General features: G+C 38.4%; 16 protein-coding genes. 6 read left to right on the forward strand and 10 right to left on the reverse strand.

The window, feature by feature from the left end; genetic code table 11:
* Nucleotides 1–5: 5 nt before the first annotated feature.
* From ODE14_RS18715 to ODE14_RS02420, 5 genes are all read left to right on the forward strand, one after another.
* A complete protein-coding gene (locus tag ODE14_RS18715; RefSeq protein WP_412059346.1) occupies nucleotides 6–1,232 on the forward strand; it encodes a TolC family protein in 1,227 nt (408 codons plus the stop codon).
* A gap of 4 nt (nucleotides 1,233–1,236) precedes the next feature.
* Nucleotides 1,237–2,376: an efflux RND transporter periplasmic adaptor subunit gene (locus ODE14_RS02405; protein ID WP_263602829.1), complete on the forward strand. Its 1,140-nt coding sequence runs from the start codon at nucleotides 1,237–1,239 to the stop codon at nucleotides 2,374–2,376.
* Nucleotides 2,377–2,522: 146 nt separating this feature from the next.
* Complete coding sequence (fdhD, locus tag ODE14_RS02410) at nucleotides 2,523–3,398, forward strand: formate dehydrogenase accessory sulfurtransferase FdhD (protein WP_248393814.1); 876 nt, start codon at nucleotides 2,523–2,525, stop codon at nucleotides 3,396–3,398.
* On the forward strand, nucleotides 3,395–3,745 hold the full coding sequence (locus ODE14_RS02415) for a DUF7009 family protein (protein ID WP_248393811.1): 351 nt from the start codon (nucleotides 3,395–3,397) through the stop codon (nucleotides 3,743–3,745). Before fdhD ends, ODE14_RS02415 begins: the two co-directional genes overlap by 4 nt.
* Nucleotides 3,746–3,774: 29 nt before the next feature.
* Entirely contained in the window at nucleotides 3,775–6,171 is a 2,397-nt protein-coding gene (locus ODE14_RS02420) for an FdhF/YdeP family oxidoreductase (protein ID WP_263602830.1), read from the forward strand.
* An 18-nt stretch (nucleotides 6,172–6,189) separates the two neighbouring features.
* On the opposite strand, the gene ODE14_RS02425 is transcribed toward ODE14_RS02420, so the two are convergent.
* Nucleotides 6,190–6,789, reverse strand: coding sequence for an NTP transferase domain-containing protein (locus ODE14_RS02425; protein ID WP_263602831.1), 600 nt, complete (start codon nucleotides 6,787–6,789; stop codon nucleotides 6,190–6,192).
* 146 nt (nucleotides 6,790–6,935) lie between these two features.
* Between ODE14_RS02425 and ODE14_RS02430 the strand changes: the two genes are divergently transcribed.
* Nucleotides 6,936–8,081, forward strand: coding sequence for a cysteine desulfurase family protein (locus tag ODE14_RS02430; RefSeq protein WP_263602832.1), 1,146 nt, complete (start codon nucleotides 6,936–6,938; stop codon nucleotides 8,079–8,081).
* On the opposite strand, the gene moaCB is transcribed toward ODE14_RS02430, so the two are convergent.
* The 9 genes from moaCB to moaA are packed head-to-tail and all read right to left on the reverse strand — an operon-like array spanning nucleotide 8,078 to nucleotide 14,754.
* A complete protein-coding gene (moaCB, locus tag ODE14_RS02435) occupies nucleotides 8,078–8,986 on the reverse strand; it encodes a bifunctional molybdenum cofactor biosynthesis protein MoaC/MoaB (RefSeq protein WP_263602833.1) in 909 nt (302 codons plus the stop codon). The two genes, ODE14_RS02430 and moaCB, sit on opposite strands and share 4 nt — an antisense overlap.
* 3 nt (nucleotides 8,987–8,989) lie before the next feature.
* On the reverse strand, nucleotides 8,990–9,427 hold the full coding sequence (locus ODE14_RS02440) for a molybdenum cofactor biosynthesis protein MoaE (protein WP_263602834.1): 438 nt from the start codon (nucleotides 9,425–9,427) through the stop codon (nucleotides 8,990–8,992).
* A complete protein-coding gene (locus tag ODE14_RS02445; protein ID WP_263602835.1) occupies nucleotides 9,414–10,529 on the reverse strand; it encodes a HesA/MoeB/ThiF family protein in 1,116 nt (371 codons plus the stop codon). Before ODE14_RS02445 ends, ODE14_RS02440 begins: the two co-directional genes overlap by 14 nt.
* Before the next feature lie 3 nt (nucleotides 10,530–10,532).
* A complete protein-coding gene (locus ODE14_RS02450) occupies nucleotides 10,533–10,763 on the reverse strand; it encodes a MoaD/ThiS family protein (protein ID WP_263602836.1) in 231 nt (76 codons plus the stop codon).
* Nucleotides 10,760–11,251 (reverse strand): molybdopterin-binding protein, encoded by a 492-nt coding sequence (locus tag ODE14_RS02455; protein WP_263602837.1) that lies wholly within the window; start codon nucleotides 11,249–11,251, stop codon nucleotides 10,760–10,762. Before ODE14_RS02455 ends, ODE14_RS02450 begins: the two co-directional genes overlap by 4 nt.
* 9 nt (nucleotides 11,252–11,260) lie before the next feature.
* On the reverse strand, nucleotides 11,261–11,995 hold the full coding sequence (locus ODE14_RS02460) for a sulfite exporter TauE/SafE family protein (protein WP_248393796.1): 735 nt from the start codon (nucleotides 11,993–11,995) through the stop codon (nucleotides 11,261–11,263).
* 10 nt (nucleotides 11,996–12,005) lie between these two features.
* Nucleotides 12,006–13,181, reverse strand: coding sequence for a gephyrin-like molybdotransferase Glp (glp, locus tag ODE14_RS02465; protein WP_263602838.1), 1,176 nt, complete (start codon nucleotides 13,179–13,181; stop codon nucleotides 12,006–12,008).
* Nucleotides 13,178–13,774 carry an NTP transferase domain-containing protein gene (locus ODE14_RS02470; RefSeq protein ID WP_263602839.1) on the reverse strand — a complete coding sequence of 199 codons (597 nt, stop codon included), beginning with the start codon at nucleotides 13,772–13,774 and terminating at the stop codon, nucleotides 13,178–13,180. Before ODE14_RS02470 ends, glp begins: the two co-directional genes overlap by 4 nt.
* Complete coding sequence (gene moaA / locus ODE14_RS02475; RefSeq protein ID WP_263602840.1) at nucleotides 13,774–14,754, reverse strand: GTP 3',8-cyclase MoaA; 981 nt, start codon at nucleotides 14,752–14,754, stop codon at nucleotides 13,774–13,776. Before moaA ends, ODE14_RS02470 begins: the two co-directional genes overlap by 1 nt.
* Nucleotides 14,755–14,756 lie beyond the last annotated feature (2 nt).

Below are 14,756 nucleotides of genomic sequence, written 5' to 3' on the forward strand. Positions count from 1 at the left end.
TACATATGAAAAATAATCACAAAAATATAACAGCTGTATTCATTTTGTTATTCAGCTTTGCAGGATTCGGGTTGAAAGCGCAAACGCCGATCAATCTTCAGACTGCGATCAATACCGCACTGGAAAACAACAGAAATCTTAAAAACGAAAAATTGAAATCTGAATATTCCAAAGCTTTGATAAAATCGGCTAATGATATTCCACAGACTGGTGTGACGTTCGATTATGGACAGATCAACAGTGCGTATAACGATATGAAATTTGGCGTTTCCCAGAACATTGCTTTTCCGACAGTGTATAAGAAACAGAAAAATGTATACACGGAAGAATGGAAAAAATCTTTGCTGAATGTTTCCCTGAAAGAATATGAACTTAAAAAAGCAGTCAGTCTAACCTTTTACAACATTCTGTACTGGAAAGAAAAAGAAAAGCTGCTGAATGAAATCCTGAAACTGTACACTGACTTTTCAGACAAAGCAAATCTCAGATTGAAAGCAGGCGAGAGCAATATTCTGGAAAAAACAACCGCTTCCAGCCAGAAATCGGCGATAGAAATTCAGTTAAAACAATTGCAGCAGGAATTAGCGGTTTTAAAGATCCAGTTTCAGTGGCTTTTGAATACGGAAACAGATTTCATTCCCGAAGATTCAAAATCTTTTGCCAATTCTTTAAACGAAAAACCGGCAGATCATCCTTTGCTGAAAATCTGGGAACAGCAGAAAAATATTTCCGCAGAACAGATCGCACTGGAAAAAGCGAAAATGCTTCCCGGTCTGCAGTTGGCATATAACCTGAACAGTTTTAAAGGATTGGGGCCGGATGATAAATTGTATAATGCAACACCTCAGTTCCATTCGGTTCAGGTCGGTGTTTCGCTTCCGATATTTTCCGGAGGTCAAAAAGCGAGAATTGAAGCTGCAAAAGTGGCGCAGTCTGTCGCAGAAAGTGAGCTGAAAAATGCGGAATTCAATCTGCAGAATCAGCTTAAAAAAGCAAGAGAAATCTATCAGTCCAGTCTGGAAATTGTTTCAAAATATGAAAGTTCCGATCTGAAAAATGCAGAGGTCATTACCGAAACGGCGAAAAGACAATTCATCGGCGGTGAAATCAATTACCTTGAATTTGTGATCCTCGTGAACCAGGCGGTACAGCTTAAAAACAATTACACCGATGCCGTCTGGAAACTTAACCAAAGTGCCATTGAACTGGAATACCTTACTTTAAATCCGTAAAAAAATGAAATCAATTTCAATATATACCTTATTAATCAGCTTTTTTGTCTTCATCCAATGCAAAAAAGAAGAAGCTCCAAAGCAGGAAAAAAGTCTCCCGAAAGATGAAAATGTAGTTACCTTAACTGATGCTCAGCTCAAAAATGCACCGATAGTAACAACAACACTTTCGCTTCAAAATATTGCTTCAACCCTAAAATTAAACGGAATGATCGATGTTCCGCCACAGAACCTGGTTTCTGTAAGCATTCCGCTTGGCGGTTATCTGAAATCCAGCAATCTTCTTCCGGGAATGCCGGTTTCCAGAGGTCAGGTTATTGCAGTGATCGAAAATCCGCAATTCATTCAGCTTCAGCAGGATTATCTGATGGCAAGATCCAAAGCACATTTTGCAGAATTGGATTACAACCGTCAGAAAACACTGAACCAAAGTCAGGCAAGCAGCGACAAAGCGATGCAGCTCGCCCAATCTGAAATGAACAGCCAGAGAATTCTGATGAACTCATTAGCGCAGCAGCTTAGACTCATCAATATCAATCCTGAATCTTTAAAATCAGGAAACATCACGAAGAGTGTTCCGGTGTACAGCTCGATCAACGGATTTGTGAGCAAAGTGAATGTGAATATTGGGAAATATGTAAATCCTTCGGATGTGCTTTTTGAGCTCATCAATCCGGATGATATCCACCTGAATCTTAAAGTGTACGAAAAAGACCTGGAAAATCTGAAAAAAGGACAGCGTTTTGCAGCGTACACTAACGCTGATCCAAGCAAAAAATATTACGGCGAAATTCTTTTGATCAGCAAGGATATCAGTCAGGGCGGTTTAGCGGAAGTACATTGTCATTTCGATAAATACGATCACAGCCTGGTTCCGGGAATGTATATGAATGCCGAAATTGAAACCAGCACTTCTTTTTCCAATGCGGTTCCGGAAGAAAGTATTGTGAATTTTGAAGGCAAAGACTTTGTGTTTGTTGAGGTTAAAAAGCAGACGTACCGATTGACTCCGGTTACTTTGGGAGAAACGGAAAATGGGTTTATCCAGATCCTCAATTTTGATGATTTTAAGAATAAAAAGATCGTGACCAAAAATGCCTATACGCTTTTGATGAAACTGAAAAATACAGAGGAGGAAGAGTAAAACGAATCACATAATAATATGTTTAACAGAATTAAAAAGCATTCACTAATAAAAGAAGAAGCGAAAAGTATAGCTGTAAAATGATTTCGGCCCATTTTCTATTTGATAGATAAAATTTGTACCTTTATTTACAATTGTTATAAATTATGAAAGCGCATCTGTTATCAGGTACATCAGTAAAGCAGATAGAAATCGTTAAGGTAAAGGATAGCACCTGTCTTCGTTATACAGATGATGTCTCTGTGGAAGAACCTTTGGAAATAAGGATTATATATTATTTATCGGGTAAAAAAGAATCTAAAAATATATCGGTCACCATGAGAACCCCCGGAAATGACCCGGAACTGGCGGTCGGGTTTTTATTTACAGAAGGAATTATTACCGGTAACGAACAGATAAAAACCATCTGTTATCCAGAGAATGCATGTTCAAAGAACAGCGAAAATAGCATCATTGTCGAACTGAATGAATCTTTCGTTCCTGAACTTATGAAAGTGGAAAGAAATTTTTATACTACTTCCAGCTGTGGTGTTTGTGGAAAGGCTTCCATAGAATCCATTAAAACAGTGAGCATTTTTAAAGAACATAAAAAAGAAAATACGGAAGTTTCTCTGGAAATACTGTATCAGCTGTCTGAAAAGCTGCAGTCGTTTCAGAATAATTTTAGCATCACCGGTAGTATACACGCTGCCGGTATTTTTGATTTGGAAGGTAACCTTCTTGCCTTACGCGAAGATGTGGGAAGGCATAATGCTTTGGATAAACTTATAGGATATGCGCTGTCTGCAAATTTACTTCCACTGGGCAATAAAATTTTGCTTCTCAGCGGGAGAGCAAGCTTTGAGCTGATTCAGAAAGCCGCAATGGCGGGAATTACAACTGTTGCTGCAATAGGAGCCCCATCAAGTCTGGCAATAGAACTTGCAAAAGAATTCGATATGACTTTATTAGGCTTTCTGCGCAACAACCGATTTAATATTTACCACTGCGGAAGCCATTTTAAAATTGAAAATTTATTATGAAAATAAGAATTAAAGACCATTCAGTAAGATACCGTTTAACTCAATCCGAAGTAGCAGAATTAGGAAAAAGCGGAAAGATTTCAAACACTACAGCATTCATCAACCGTTCTTTTGTCTATGCTATTGAAAAAACAGAAGATTCGGAACTTTCAACAGTTTTCATTGAAAATAAAATTATTCTGAAAATGCCTGAAACCATGATTGATGAGTGGATTTCTACCGATAGAGTAGGTTTTGAAGGACAATCCGGTTTGGTAAAGATTTTGGTGGAAAAAGATTTTGTCTGTATTGATAACACCCTGGAAGATCAAAGCGACAATTATCCTAATCCGAATATTAAATGTTAAGTCTTTCATTTTTTTAAATGTAGAAAATCATGGAAAACAAAGATCTGTTCAGTAAAAAAGAAGAAAGCAGCAAAACACCTTCTGCGGAATCTCCATATCAGTTAGCGGACCTTAAAATAAAGTCTCCGAAAAATTGGGCAGCGGGAGTTCCTGCCGTTGTCCACTCCATAGATCAGCTCGTTCTCAATGCCTCCGTTCTTCGGGGTGGGAGAGCTCTTTTCAGCATGAATCAGTTTAACGGATTCGATTGTCCCAGTTGTGCCTGGCCCGATCCGGATGATGAGCGTTCTAAATTAGGAGAATATTGCGAAAACGGAGCCAAAGCTTTGGCAGAAGAAGCTACTTCAAAAAAAATCGGTGCAGGTTTTTTTAAAGAAAATTCTGTATATGATTTAGCAAAAATGACAGATTTTGAAATCAGCCAGCTGGGAAGGATTGCAGAACCGATGTATCTTCCGCAAGGAGGAACGCACTATCAGCCGATAAGCTGGAATGATGCCTTTGCAAAAATTTCAGAAAAATTAAACGCACTGGATTCGCCGGATGAAGCCATATTTTACACCTCAGGAAGAACGAGTAATGAGGCAACGTGGGTGTATCAGCTATTTGCCAGGGAATTCGGGACCAATAATTTTCCGGACTGCTCCAATATGTGCCATGAAACTTCAGGATATGCACTTTCCAGAAGTATCGGAATAGGAAAGGGAACTGTAAAACTGGAAGACTTTTATGATACTGATTTAATTATTATTATCGGACAAAATCCGGGAACCAACTCACCGAGAATGCTTTCTGCCCTTACAAAAGGAAAGAAAAACGGAGCGAAAATTATAGGAATTAATCCACTGCCGGAAGCCGGTCTGAAAGGCTTTAAAGATCCTCAGAATGTCCGTGCATTACTGAATAAGCCTTTTGAATTATCAGATTTACATCTTCCTGTAAAGATCAACGGAGATATGGCACTTTTAAAAGCGCTTCAAATCCTTGTTTTAGAAGAAGAAGCGAAAAATCCGGGAAAAATTCTTGATCATGATTTTATAACGAATAAAACAGCCGGTTTTGAAGCCCTGACTGAAGAATTAAAACGGTATGACATAAATTTTTTGTCGGAACAATGCGGAATTCCGGTAGAAAATTTGAAGGAAGCAGCACATATGATTGCTTCAAAAAAACGCATCATTATTTGTTGGGGAATGGGAATTACGCAGCAGCATAACGGTGTAGAAATGATCTATAATATTGTAAACCTTTTATTAATGAAGGGGAGCATCGGGATTCGCGGGGGAGGAGTCTGCCCGGTCCGTGGTCACAGCAATGTTCAGGGAAACAGGACCTTACTTATCAATCACCATCCCACAAAAGAACAGTTAGACAAGCTGCAGGAATATTATGGTTTTAACGTTCCGAGAAAAGGAGGATATGATGTAGTAAATGCGCTGAAAGCAATGCACGAAGGAAAAGTGAAATTTATGTTCTGCATGGGAGGAAATTTTCTTTCTGCGGCACCTGATACCGCTTTTACTGCAGAAGCCATGCGTAATCTCGAAATGTCGGTCATGGTTTCTATTAAACTCAACAGAAATCATCTCATTCATGGAAAAGAAGCGCTCATCCTGCCGGTAATTTCCAGAAGTGAAAAAGATATAGTGAATGGAGAAATTCAGCATGTAAGTACGGAAAATTCAATGGGAGTAATACAGGCTTCAAAAGGAGTTTTAGATCCCGTTTCGGAACATCTTATTAACGAAATCCATGTTGCGTGCAGAATGGCAAAAGCTGTTTTGGGAGACTGTTCCGTAGTTGACTGGGATAAATTCATCAACAGTTATGATGCTATCCGTCATGATGTGGAGCAATGCATCCCGGGATTTGAAAATTACAATGAAAGAGTAGTACAGAAAGGTGGTTTTTATCTTCCGAATGCTGCAAGAGACGGCATATTCAACAGCGAATTTTTTCCTGGAAAAGCAGCCTTCAACATTACATCGGTACCGGATAATTTGCTTGACGAAGATGAATATCTGATGGGAACCACAAGAACACACGATCAGTTCAATACCGTTGTATACGGTTTAAATGATCGCTACCGTGGAATTTTCAACGAAAGGAGAGTGGTTATGATGAACGAAAAAGATATCGAAAAAGCTGGATTAAAAGAAGGAGATCATGTAGATCTGTTCAATTATGATGATGGTAAAGAAAGGATTGCACCACTTTTCATTGTCGTAAAATATCCTATTCCGCAGAAAAGTACCATGACCTATTTCCCGGAAACCAATGTTTTGGTCTCCATTAATAATGTGGTGAGCGGAGCCAATATGCCCGCTTCGAAATATGTCCGGATTAAAATCAAAAAACATAATCCCGATATTTTTAAAAAGATCGACGAACACATCATTGCAGCAGCAGGAACAGGTATAGAATAAAATTGTTTGGTTAAAAAATTAAAATTTTAATATTTTCTGTGCTTTCTCCAGATCTTCGGGAGTATTCACGTTCATCATAAAATCCGGGTGGCCTGGTTTCAGGATTGTTGTATCACTGTTAATTAAAATTTTTCGGAGTGAGGTGTTTCCTTTTGAAAGAAAATGATGAAGCAAAGGATAGCTTTTAGGTTCCCATATAGCGATCAGAGGTTCCGGTAAACCATCAGAAGGGCTTTCATAAGCCGTTGCCACTTTTTCCGGATCTCTGGATTGGATAAGAAATTCTATCGGGTTTTTGTCTAAAAGAGGAAGATCACAGGCAATGACCAGCCACGCTTTGTCTCTCTGAAAATCCAATGCAGAAAGCAATCCGCCAAAAGGCCCCATGTTTGAAAAAGTATCGGTAATAGCCTGGTACTCATTATTGAAATTTTCAAGCTGATCCGCTCTGCAGGAAATAAATACCTGATCGCACAATGGAGACAACAGATCAGCCATATAATACCGCTGTTCCTTGCCGTGCCAGTTGATTTTATCTTTTGGATTTCCCATTCGCAGACTTTTCCCTCCGGCGAGTACCAATCCGTTTATTTTTGGAAAATCAGTCTTGGAATGCATATTGTAAATCTAAATACAAATATAATGAATGTTTTTCGGCAAAAAGATTACTTTAAAACATACAATATTCGGCAGTACACAAGCTCTGGCTAAATTTAAAACTAATCTAAAAAAGTTCGCTATTTTTATAAATGAATTAAAATGTTATGATGGATAATGATTTCCTTTACCTGGATTATAACGCTACAACTCCGGTTGATCCGCGGGTTTTGGATGAGATGTTGCCTTACTTTAATCAGGTATATGCAAACTCAGGAAGTTCTCATCTTTTCGGACTTACTGTAAGAGAAGCAGTTGAAAATGCCACGGAAGAAGTAGCAGAACTTATCGGGGCCGACTCCAGAGAAATTATTTTCACATCGGGAGCTACAGAATCCGTAAACCTTGCTTTAAAAGGATTTAAAAAAGATCAGAATAAAAACCATATTATTACGGTTACCACAGAACATAAAGCTGTTTTGGATACTTGCGCGCAACTTGAAAAAGACGGATTCAGGGTTGATTATCTCCTTGTTGATCATTTGGGAAATATCAATCTTACAGAACTGGAATCTTTGATTACCGAAAAAACATTAATGGTCTGTATCATGTTGGTTAACAACGAAACAGGAGTCATTCATCCCATCAAAGAAATTGGCGAAATTGTTCACCGGAATGGCTGTTATATTTTTTGTGATGCAACGCAGGCCGTAGGGAAAATACCAGTTGACGCAAAAAAACTCAATATCGATTTGATGGCTTTCTCCGCCCACAAATTTTACGGACCTAAAGGTGTAGGAGCGCTCTATATTTCTTCTTCCGTTAAAAATAAAATACATTCACAGATTCAGGGAGGGGGCCAACAAAATAATCTGAGAAGCGGAACTTTAAATGTCTCGGGAATTGTGGGTATGGGAAAGGCTGCGCAGATCGCTCTTGAGGAAATGCATAAAGATGTACAAAAAATAAAAGAACTAAGAGATCATCTTGAAAATGTATTGCTGAAAATTCCTCAAACATTTATCAATGGAAATCATTCTGTACGGATTTTCAATACCACCAATATCTGTTTTGAAGGGATCAATTCCGAAGAACTAATCCTTTCTTTAGGAAATATATGTGTTTCCAGCGGTTCTGCCTGTAATGCTATCACCACAATGCCTTCGCACGTTCTTCAGGCAATGGGAATGAATGATCGTGATGCATTATCTTCCATAAGATTCAGCATAGGGAAATATACCACAATTTCAGAGATTGAAAAAGCTGTGGAAAAAATAGAGAAAACAGTTCTAAAGTTGAGAAGCAGAAATTAATGTCCGTCTCCTTTTTTTACGGAAAATACATGTAAAACCTGCGGAAAAAGAGCCTGAACATATTCTTTTACCGCACCGTGAGATCCTGGAAATGTCAAAATCAGCATATCGTCGGAAAATCCGGCAATTCCCCGCGAAAGCATGGAAGTTTTAACACGATCCTGTCCGTAGTTTCTGGCGGTCTCCATAATCCCCGGAATTTCTTTGGTAATAAACGGTAAAACCGCTTCCGGAGTAACATCCCGTTCAGAAAGCCCGGTTCCGCCTGTAAAAACAAGAAGATGACAGCCTTTATTTTTAAAGAATTCTATCTTTTGCTGAATAACAGAAATCTCATCCGGAATCACTGAATAATCAACATTGATAATTCCTTGATTTTTAAGAGATTCTACCAAGAATTTTCCGGAAGTATCATTTTTAAGTCCCTGAGCAACAGAATCACTGCAAACTACTACTGCAGCGGTAAGATTTTCAGTTTCTATGCTTTTCTGACTGCTTTTTCCGCCCTTTTTTTCCAAAAGTCGGATATTGGAGATCTCTACATTTTTATCAATAGGCTTCAGCATATCATAAATCACCAAAGCGGCTACAGAAGCGCCATGCATCGCTTCGACTTCAACGCCGGTTTTATAAATGGTGTGAACCTCAACAGTGATATTAATATGTAAGTCACTCATTTCATAATTAATGGCAGCAAATTCAACTGGCAAAGGATGACAGTCAGGAATAACATCGCTGGTCTTTTTAATCGCCAGTAGAGCGGAAGCTCTTGCAAATTCGAGCACATTTCCTTTCGGAACCGTTCCGTTTTGTACAGCTTCTACCGTTGAAATGTCTGAAGTTTTTATGGTTGCCGCTGCAATTGCTTTTCGCAGGGTGAAGGTTTTAAAAGTAATATCTACCATGGTTTATTGGTTTATTTTCCATTGATGCGTTTCATCCTCAAAAATTTCTCTTCCCCAGATCGGAAGTTCATTTTTGATGCGTTCAACGACTTCATTGCAGGCTAAGGTTGCTTCTTTCCGATGTTTAGATGAGGTAAATACAAAAAGACAGATTTCTCCTGCATTCACGATACCTAAACTGTGATGAATATGCATACAGGCAAGATTATATTTTGCAAAAATCTCTTCGCGGATCGTTTCCATTTGAGTGAGTGCTAAATCTTCGTAAGCTGTATATTCGATTGCTTTTACGGTTTTATCTTCAATTTTGTCTGCCCGGATTTGTCCCAGAAATATCTGATGCGCACCAATTTCCGTTTTCGTGGAATGTTTCATAATGCTTTCCGCGATAAATAGAGGTGAAATAGGACTATTCTGGAATATATTTTTAACCTTGCTCATGAGTTTCTTTATTTAAATGATTAATGCCGCCTTCCAGATGACTGATATTGTATTCCGTGCCTAAAATTTCCTGTAAAATTTTTGCTCCGGTTATACTCCTTTTACCGGATTGGCAGACAATAATAATATTGCGGTCACTGATCTGGTCTGTATTTTCCTTTAATTGGGATAAAGGAATGGAAATATATGGAAGATTGAGTTTTGGTTGTTCTTCCGGTTCCCGAACATCAATAACAATTGTGTCGGGAAGTTTTACTGTTTTTGTAAATTCTAAAGGAGAAATATTTTTAATTCCGGCAAATTCAATTCCACAGTGAAGCTGATAATTCATATTCTCAAATTCTTCGATGCTGTAAGGAATATTTTTATCCGTTAAATCTAACGAAGGAATTTCAAAAACAGCAGTCTGATAATTCAGTATATTGATGGTCATTAATTTGTTGATTAATGCTTCGCCGGTTCCTGTGAGTAATTTAATCGCTTCTGTAGCTTGTAAAGTTCCTATCACTCCGGGTAAAACGCCCAGAACACCTGCGTCGTTGCAATCCGGAACTTCTCCCGGCTCTGGCGGTTCAGGAAAAAGATGCCTGTAATGCGTAACATCACCTTCATTGCTTTTAACATTGAAAATGGCAATCTGTCCTTCATACTGATAAATTGCCCCGAAAATTAAGGATTTACCCAAAATTCTGCACACATCATCAAGCAGGTAGCGCGTAGGGAAATTATCGCTGCAGTCTATAATTACATCGTATTCGGAAATTATTCTGACCGCATTTTCAGTGACAATCCGCTCAGGAATAATGCTTAATTGTACTTCGGGATTCATGGCATTCAGCCGGTCGAGAGCGGCTTCGGTTTTCAGTTTTCCGATGTCATCCGAAGTGTAAAGAATCTGCCGGTGCAAATTACTTAATGAAACCTGATCATCATCCACAATACCAATATTGCCGACTCCGGCTGCGGTCAGATATTGCAGAACCGGACAGCCTAAACCACCGGCTCCGATTACCAGAACTTTCGCTGAAGCAAGTTTATCCTGAGCTTCGATGCCGAAACCCTGTAATTTAATCTGTCTGTCATATCGTTCTGAATTCAACATAATTTATCCTCCTGAATAAGGTGGCATTAAAGCTACCATATCGTTATTTTCTAAAGCAGTATTCTCTGAAATAATCTTCTGATTCACAGCAATTCTCAGTTTTAAATCTTTCAACTGTGGAAACTTTTCATTGAGCTGACTGAGCAGTTCATCGGTGTTTTCTGCTTCAGCTTCAAAATCCGGACCTAAAATCTCTTTCAGTCTGCCAAAGCTAATTATTTTTATATTGCTCATTCATTTACTTTCTTTAGCCGTATTGTTTTCAGCATTTTTACATATCGTCTCCCGGTCGCAAAATCGGTCGGGGAGAGGGTAGAAATACCATCTTTAGGTCTGTTTTCGGTTTCTGGAATTATTAAAATATGATCACCAACCGTCGTGTTAAAGATTTCGTTCCACGAAAAAACAACTTTATAACCGTCTTCTGCAATGCAGGTAATATAATATTCGCTTAAAACTTTTGGTGATTTTTCTTTAAATGAAATTTTTGAAAGAATATCTCTTAGCAAAACGCCTTTGATATTTTTAAGGGTAGATTTATATTCTTTTAAATGATTGGTAATTTGTATGCTGTCTATTGTATGTTGTGGATATTTTAAAAGTTCAGCGGATGTAACAATTGTTTTCTGGTTATCCGGAGCGACAATCTCAATGCTTTTTGCAGATTGGGCAAAAGCAAGAGAAGTACAGAAAACCGTAAGAAGTAGAATAAAATTTTTCATTTAATAATCTTAAATAGTGCTTGATATTAATTTATAGGAAGCCATTAAAAGTACAACGGCAAGAACATATTTCAAACCGTTCTGATTCAGTTTTTTTGAAGCTAAATATGCTCCGAGCAATCCTCCGGCAAATGCACAGATGATATACATCCACATATCATTAGTGAAGGAAATTTCTTTGGTGAACATTCCTCCCAAACCTGCTATGGAATTGACAAAAATAAAGGCTGCGCTGATCGCGGCGGTCTGTTTCTGGTTGGTCCATTTCAGTAAAATAAGAACCGGAGATAACAAAATTCCTCCGCCAATGCCGATCATTCCCGATAATAAACCGATCACTCCTCCGAAAAGTAAAGATAAATAGATTTTGGGATCTTTCAGTTCACTGTCATCCGGACTTTTAAAAAAGAAAAAACGGACAACGGGAAAAAGCAGTAAAATACCTAAAATTCTTTTGTACAAAGTGTCTTCAATATGAATCATTCCACCTAAAAAAGCCAGAGGAATAGACGCCAGAGCAATCGGAATAAAGATCCTGAGTTTAAAATGTCCTCCACGATAATATTGTATGAAAGAAGTAAGTGAAACGAACAGATTAAGCACCAAAGCGGTCGGCTTCATTTCTTTGGGAGCTATTCCGTATAAAGCCATTAACGCCAGATAACCGCTTGCGCCACCGTGCCCGACTGCTGCATATAAAGCCGCAATCACAAATAAAATCAGATAAAAAAATTCTACGTTCATTGCGTGATTTCTATTTTAGCAGTATAATTTCAACCACGTCATCTTTTTTACAGCCTTCAGAATCTTCCGGTAAAATCATCAGGCAATTGGCTTCTGCAAAAGACTGAAGACGATACGATTCCTGTGCGTGAAGCGGCGTTACTTTTCCGTTTTCATAGGTTGCTTTCAGGAAATGGGTAAGACCGGTTTTCTTTCCATACGAAGAAGTGGAAGTTGCATTGGTTTTCTCCGTAATCGCCGGACGTTTCATCATTTCTGAAAGTAAAGGCGCAATGTATAAATAAAAACAGGTCAATGCCGATGACGGATTTCCGGGTAATCCGAAAACGAGTTTTTCTCCTTTGGTTCCAAAATAAAATGGTTTACCGGGTTTTTGTTTTATTTTATGAAATTTCTGTTCAACACCACATTGTTTTGTGGCATCAATTACAAAATCGTAATCGCCTACACTAACGCCACCTACCAAAATCACAATATCGGTTTTGGAAATGGCCAGATCCAGCGTTTTTTCAACTTCTGAAGGATCGTCTTTTACCCAAAAGCTTTTAACAGTAGTAATTCCACATTGTTTTAAAACGCTTTCAAGCTGATAAGAATTAGATTCGTAAACCTGCCCGAAATTTAAATTTTCTCCCGGTTGTACGAGTTCGTTTCCCGTAAGAATTAACGAAACCGATGGAGCAGCAAAAACCTTGACTTCCGTACATCCGATTCCGGCAAGATATCCGATCGCGGCGGCTGAAAGACAACTTCCTGAACTGATCGCAACGGTATTTTTTTTAGCATCGCTTCCGGCATTTCGTACATGCAAACCTTTTTCGAGTTCGTTGTCATTTACCGTGAGATATCCGTTTTCAATGAGGGCTTTTTCCTGCATAACAATGGTATCTGCGCCGATAGGAAGCGGAGCACCCGTAAAAATACGACAGGCATTGCCTTTTTCGAGATGAAACTGTTCCGCGGATCCCGCCTGCATTTCGCCTGAAACTTTTAGTTTTAGATCTTTATCCTCAAAACGGATCGCGTAGCCGTCCATTGAGGATTGTGAAAAATTCGGAATATCATATTTTGAATAAATATCTTCTGCAGTTGTATGTCCGAAGGCTTCTTTCAAAGGAAGAATCCGGGTTTTTCTTTCCGGAATATTTTGTTCGATTATTTTTTTTGTTTCCTCTACACTTATCATGGTTTGTTTTTTAAATGATTATAATCTGACGGAGTATCAATGTCAACAGCACCTTTTTCAAACTCAAAAGATTCCACATCGTTCATATTCTGCTGAATGATCTTTTTGGCACCCTGTTCACCGGTAAGTTCCATTAATTGTTTAAAATATTTTTTTGAAAATAAAGCCGGAACGCCTAATGTATCGGCATATTTTGCGACAACAATTTCCTTTTCTGAAGTCTCCTTCAACTGAAGCATTTTTGAAAATAAATCATCCGTAAGATGAGGCTGATCACAAACTGAAATAAAACATCCTTCCATTTCCGGAAAAAGAACGGACAGTGCTTTCATTCCTGATTGTATGGAGGAAGCCATTCCTGATTCCCAGTTTTCATTGATAACGGTGTGTATATTTTTATTTTTAATGACAGAAGATATTTCATGATGACGGGCTCCAAGAACCAAAACGATTTGATTCGGATCAAATATTTCTAAAACAGTATCAGTTATTCTTTCTATAAATGTTTTTCCCTGATACACCAAAAGCTGTTTCGGAGATCCCATTCTCGAAGAATTTCCTGCTGCCAGTAATATAATGCCTGTATTTTTCATTATCCGCCAATATTGATCATGCTTCTGTTCTGAATGATGGAAGCATTTATTTTTTCGAACTGTTCATTCAGTTGTCCTCCCTGTGTTTTTGCTTTCGACCAGATCGCAGATTCTATAATCGGTAAAATATCTTCACCGTTTCGTAAAGGTGTGAGAAGATCGGTTTCTTTTTTTGAAAACAGGCAGTTTTTTAATTTTCCATCTGCGGTAAGTCGGATTCTGTTGCAGCCACTGCAAAACGGCTCACTCATCGTACTGATGATCGAAAAGCTTCCTTTGTGACCATTAATGCTAAATTGCTTCGCCGTATCATGAAAACCCATTGGCAGAGGAATAAAATCATATTTTTCCCTGATGATATCCAGAATATCTTTTTGCGTCATAACCTGATTACTGGTCCATCTGTTTCCACTAAAAGGCATAAACTCGATAAACCGCACTTCTACAGGATGATCTTTTGTAAAAGCGATAAAATCTGAAATTTCATCGTCATTAATCTCTTTCATGGCAACAACATTGATTTTGGTTTTGATGTTGTGCTGCAGCAACAGATCAATATTTCTGAGGACGCGGTCAAAGTAATCGCGGCGGGTAATCTTAAGGAATTTTTCCTTTTGTAAAGTATCAAGGCTGATATTAATGCTGTGAAAATCGGACTGAATAATTTCGGGAAGCATATCATCAATACGAATTCCGTTGGTGGTACACGTCAGTTGTACAGGCAGTTTGCCCAGATTTCTGATGATCTTTGAAGCATCTTTTCTCACAAACGGCTCCCCACCGGTAAGTCTGATTTTATTGACACCGTGCTGTACAAATAATCGGGCAATGGTATCAATTTCATCAGCCTGCATCAGTTTTGAATGCGGTGTAAAATCATAATTTTCTTCCGGCATACAGTAAAAGCAACGCAGGTTACAATTATCCGTTAAAGATATCCGAAGATAATTATGGGTTCTTCCGAATTGATCTGTTATCATAA

It is taken from the genome of Chryseobacterium sp. PET-29 (assembly GCF_025736815.1).
Lineage (GTDB): Bacteria > Bacteroidota > Bacteroidia > Flavobacteriales > Weeksellaceae > Chryseobacterium > Chryseobacterium nepalense.

Coding starts and splice junctions, on each gene's coding strand:
- ODE14_RS02425 (WP_263602831.1), bottom strand. CDS start 6,789: ATGCATTCCAAGACTGATTTTCCAAAAATAAACGGATTGGTACTCGCC.
- ODE14_RS02450 (WP_263602836.1), bottom strand. CDS start 10,763: ATGAGCAATATAAAAATAATTAGCTTTGGCAGACTGAAAGAGATTTTA.
- moaCB (WP_263602833.1), bottom strand. CDS start 8,986: ATGGTAGATATTACTTTTAAAACCTTCACCCTGCGAAAAGCAATTGCA.
- ODE14_RS02470 (WP_263602839.1), bottom strand. CDS start 13,774: ATGAAAAATACAGGCATTATATTACTGGCAGCAGGAAATTCTTCGAGA.
- moaA (WP_263602840.1), bottom strand. CDS start 14,754: ATGATAACAGATCAATTCGGAAGAACCCATAATTATCTTCGGATATCT.
- ODE14_RS02415 (WP_248393811.1), top strand. CDS start 3,395: ATGAAAATAAGAATTAAAGACCATTCAGTAAGATACCGTTTAACTCAA.
- glp (WP_263602838.1), bottom strand. CDS start 13,181: ATGATAAGTGTAGAGGAAACAAAAAAAATAATCGAACAAAATATTCCG.
- fdhD (WP_248393814.1), top strand. CDS start 2,523: ATGAAAGCGCATCTGTTATCAGGTACATCAGTAAAGCAGATAGAAATC.
- ODE14_RS02430 (WP_263602832.1), top strand. CDS start 6,936: ATGATGGATAATGATTTCCTTTACCTGGATTATAACGCTACAACTCCG.
- ODE14_RS02455 (WP_263602837.1), bottom strand. CDS start 11,251: ATGAAAAATTTTATTCTACTTCTTACGGTTTTCTGTACTTCTCTTGCT.
- ODE14_RS02420 (WP_263602830.1), top strand. CDS start 3,775: ATGGAAAACAAAGATCTGTTCAGTAAAAAAGAAGAAAGCAGCAAAACA.
- ODE14_RS02440 (WP_263602834.1), bottom strand. CDS start 9,427: ATGAGCAAGGTTAAAAATATATTCCAGAATAGTCCTATTTCACCTCTA.
- ODE14_RS02405 (WP_263602829.1), top strand. CDS start 1,237: ATGAAATCAATTTCAATATATACCTTATTAATCAGCTTTTTTGTCTTC.
- ODE14_RS02460 (WP_248393796.1), bottom strand. CDS start 11,995: ATGAACGTAGAATTTTTTTATCTGATTTTATTTGTGATTGCGGCTTTA.
- ODE14_RS18715 (WP_412059346.1), top strand. CDS start 6: ATGAAAAATAATCACAAAAATATAACAGCTGTATTCATTTTGTTATTC.
- ODE14_RS02445 (WP_263602835.1), bottom strand. CDS start 10,529: ATGTTGAATTCAGAACGATATGACAGACAGATTAAATTACAGGGTTTC.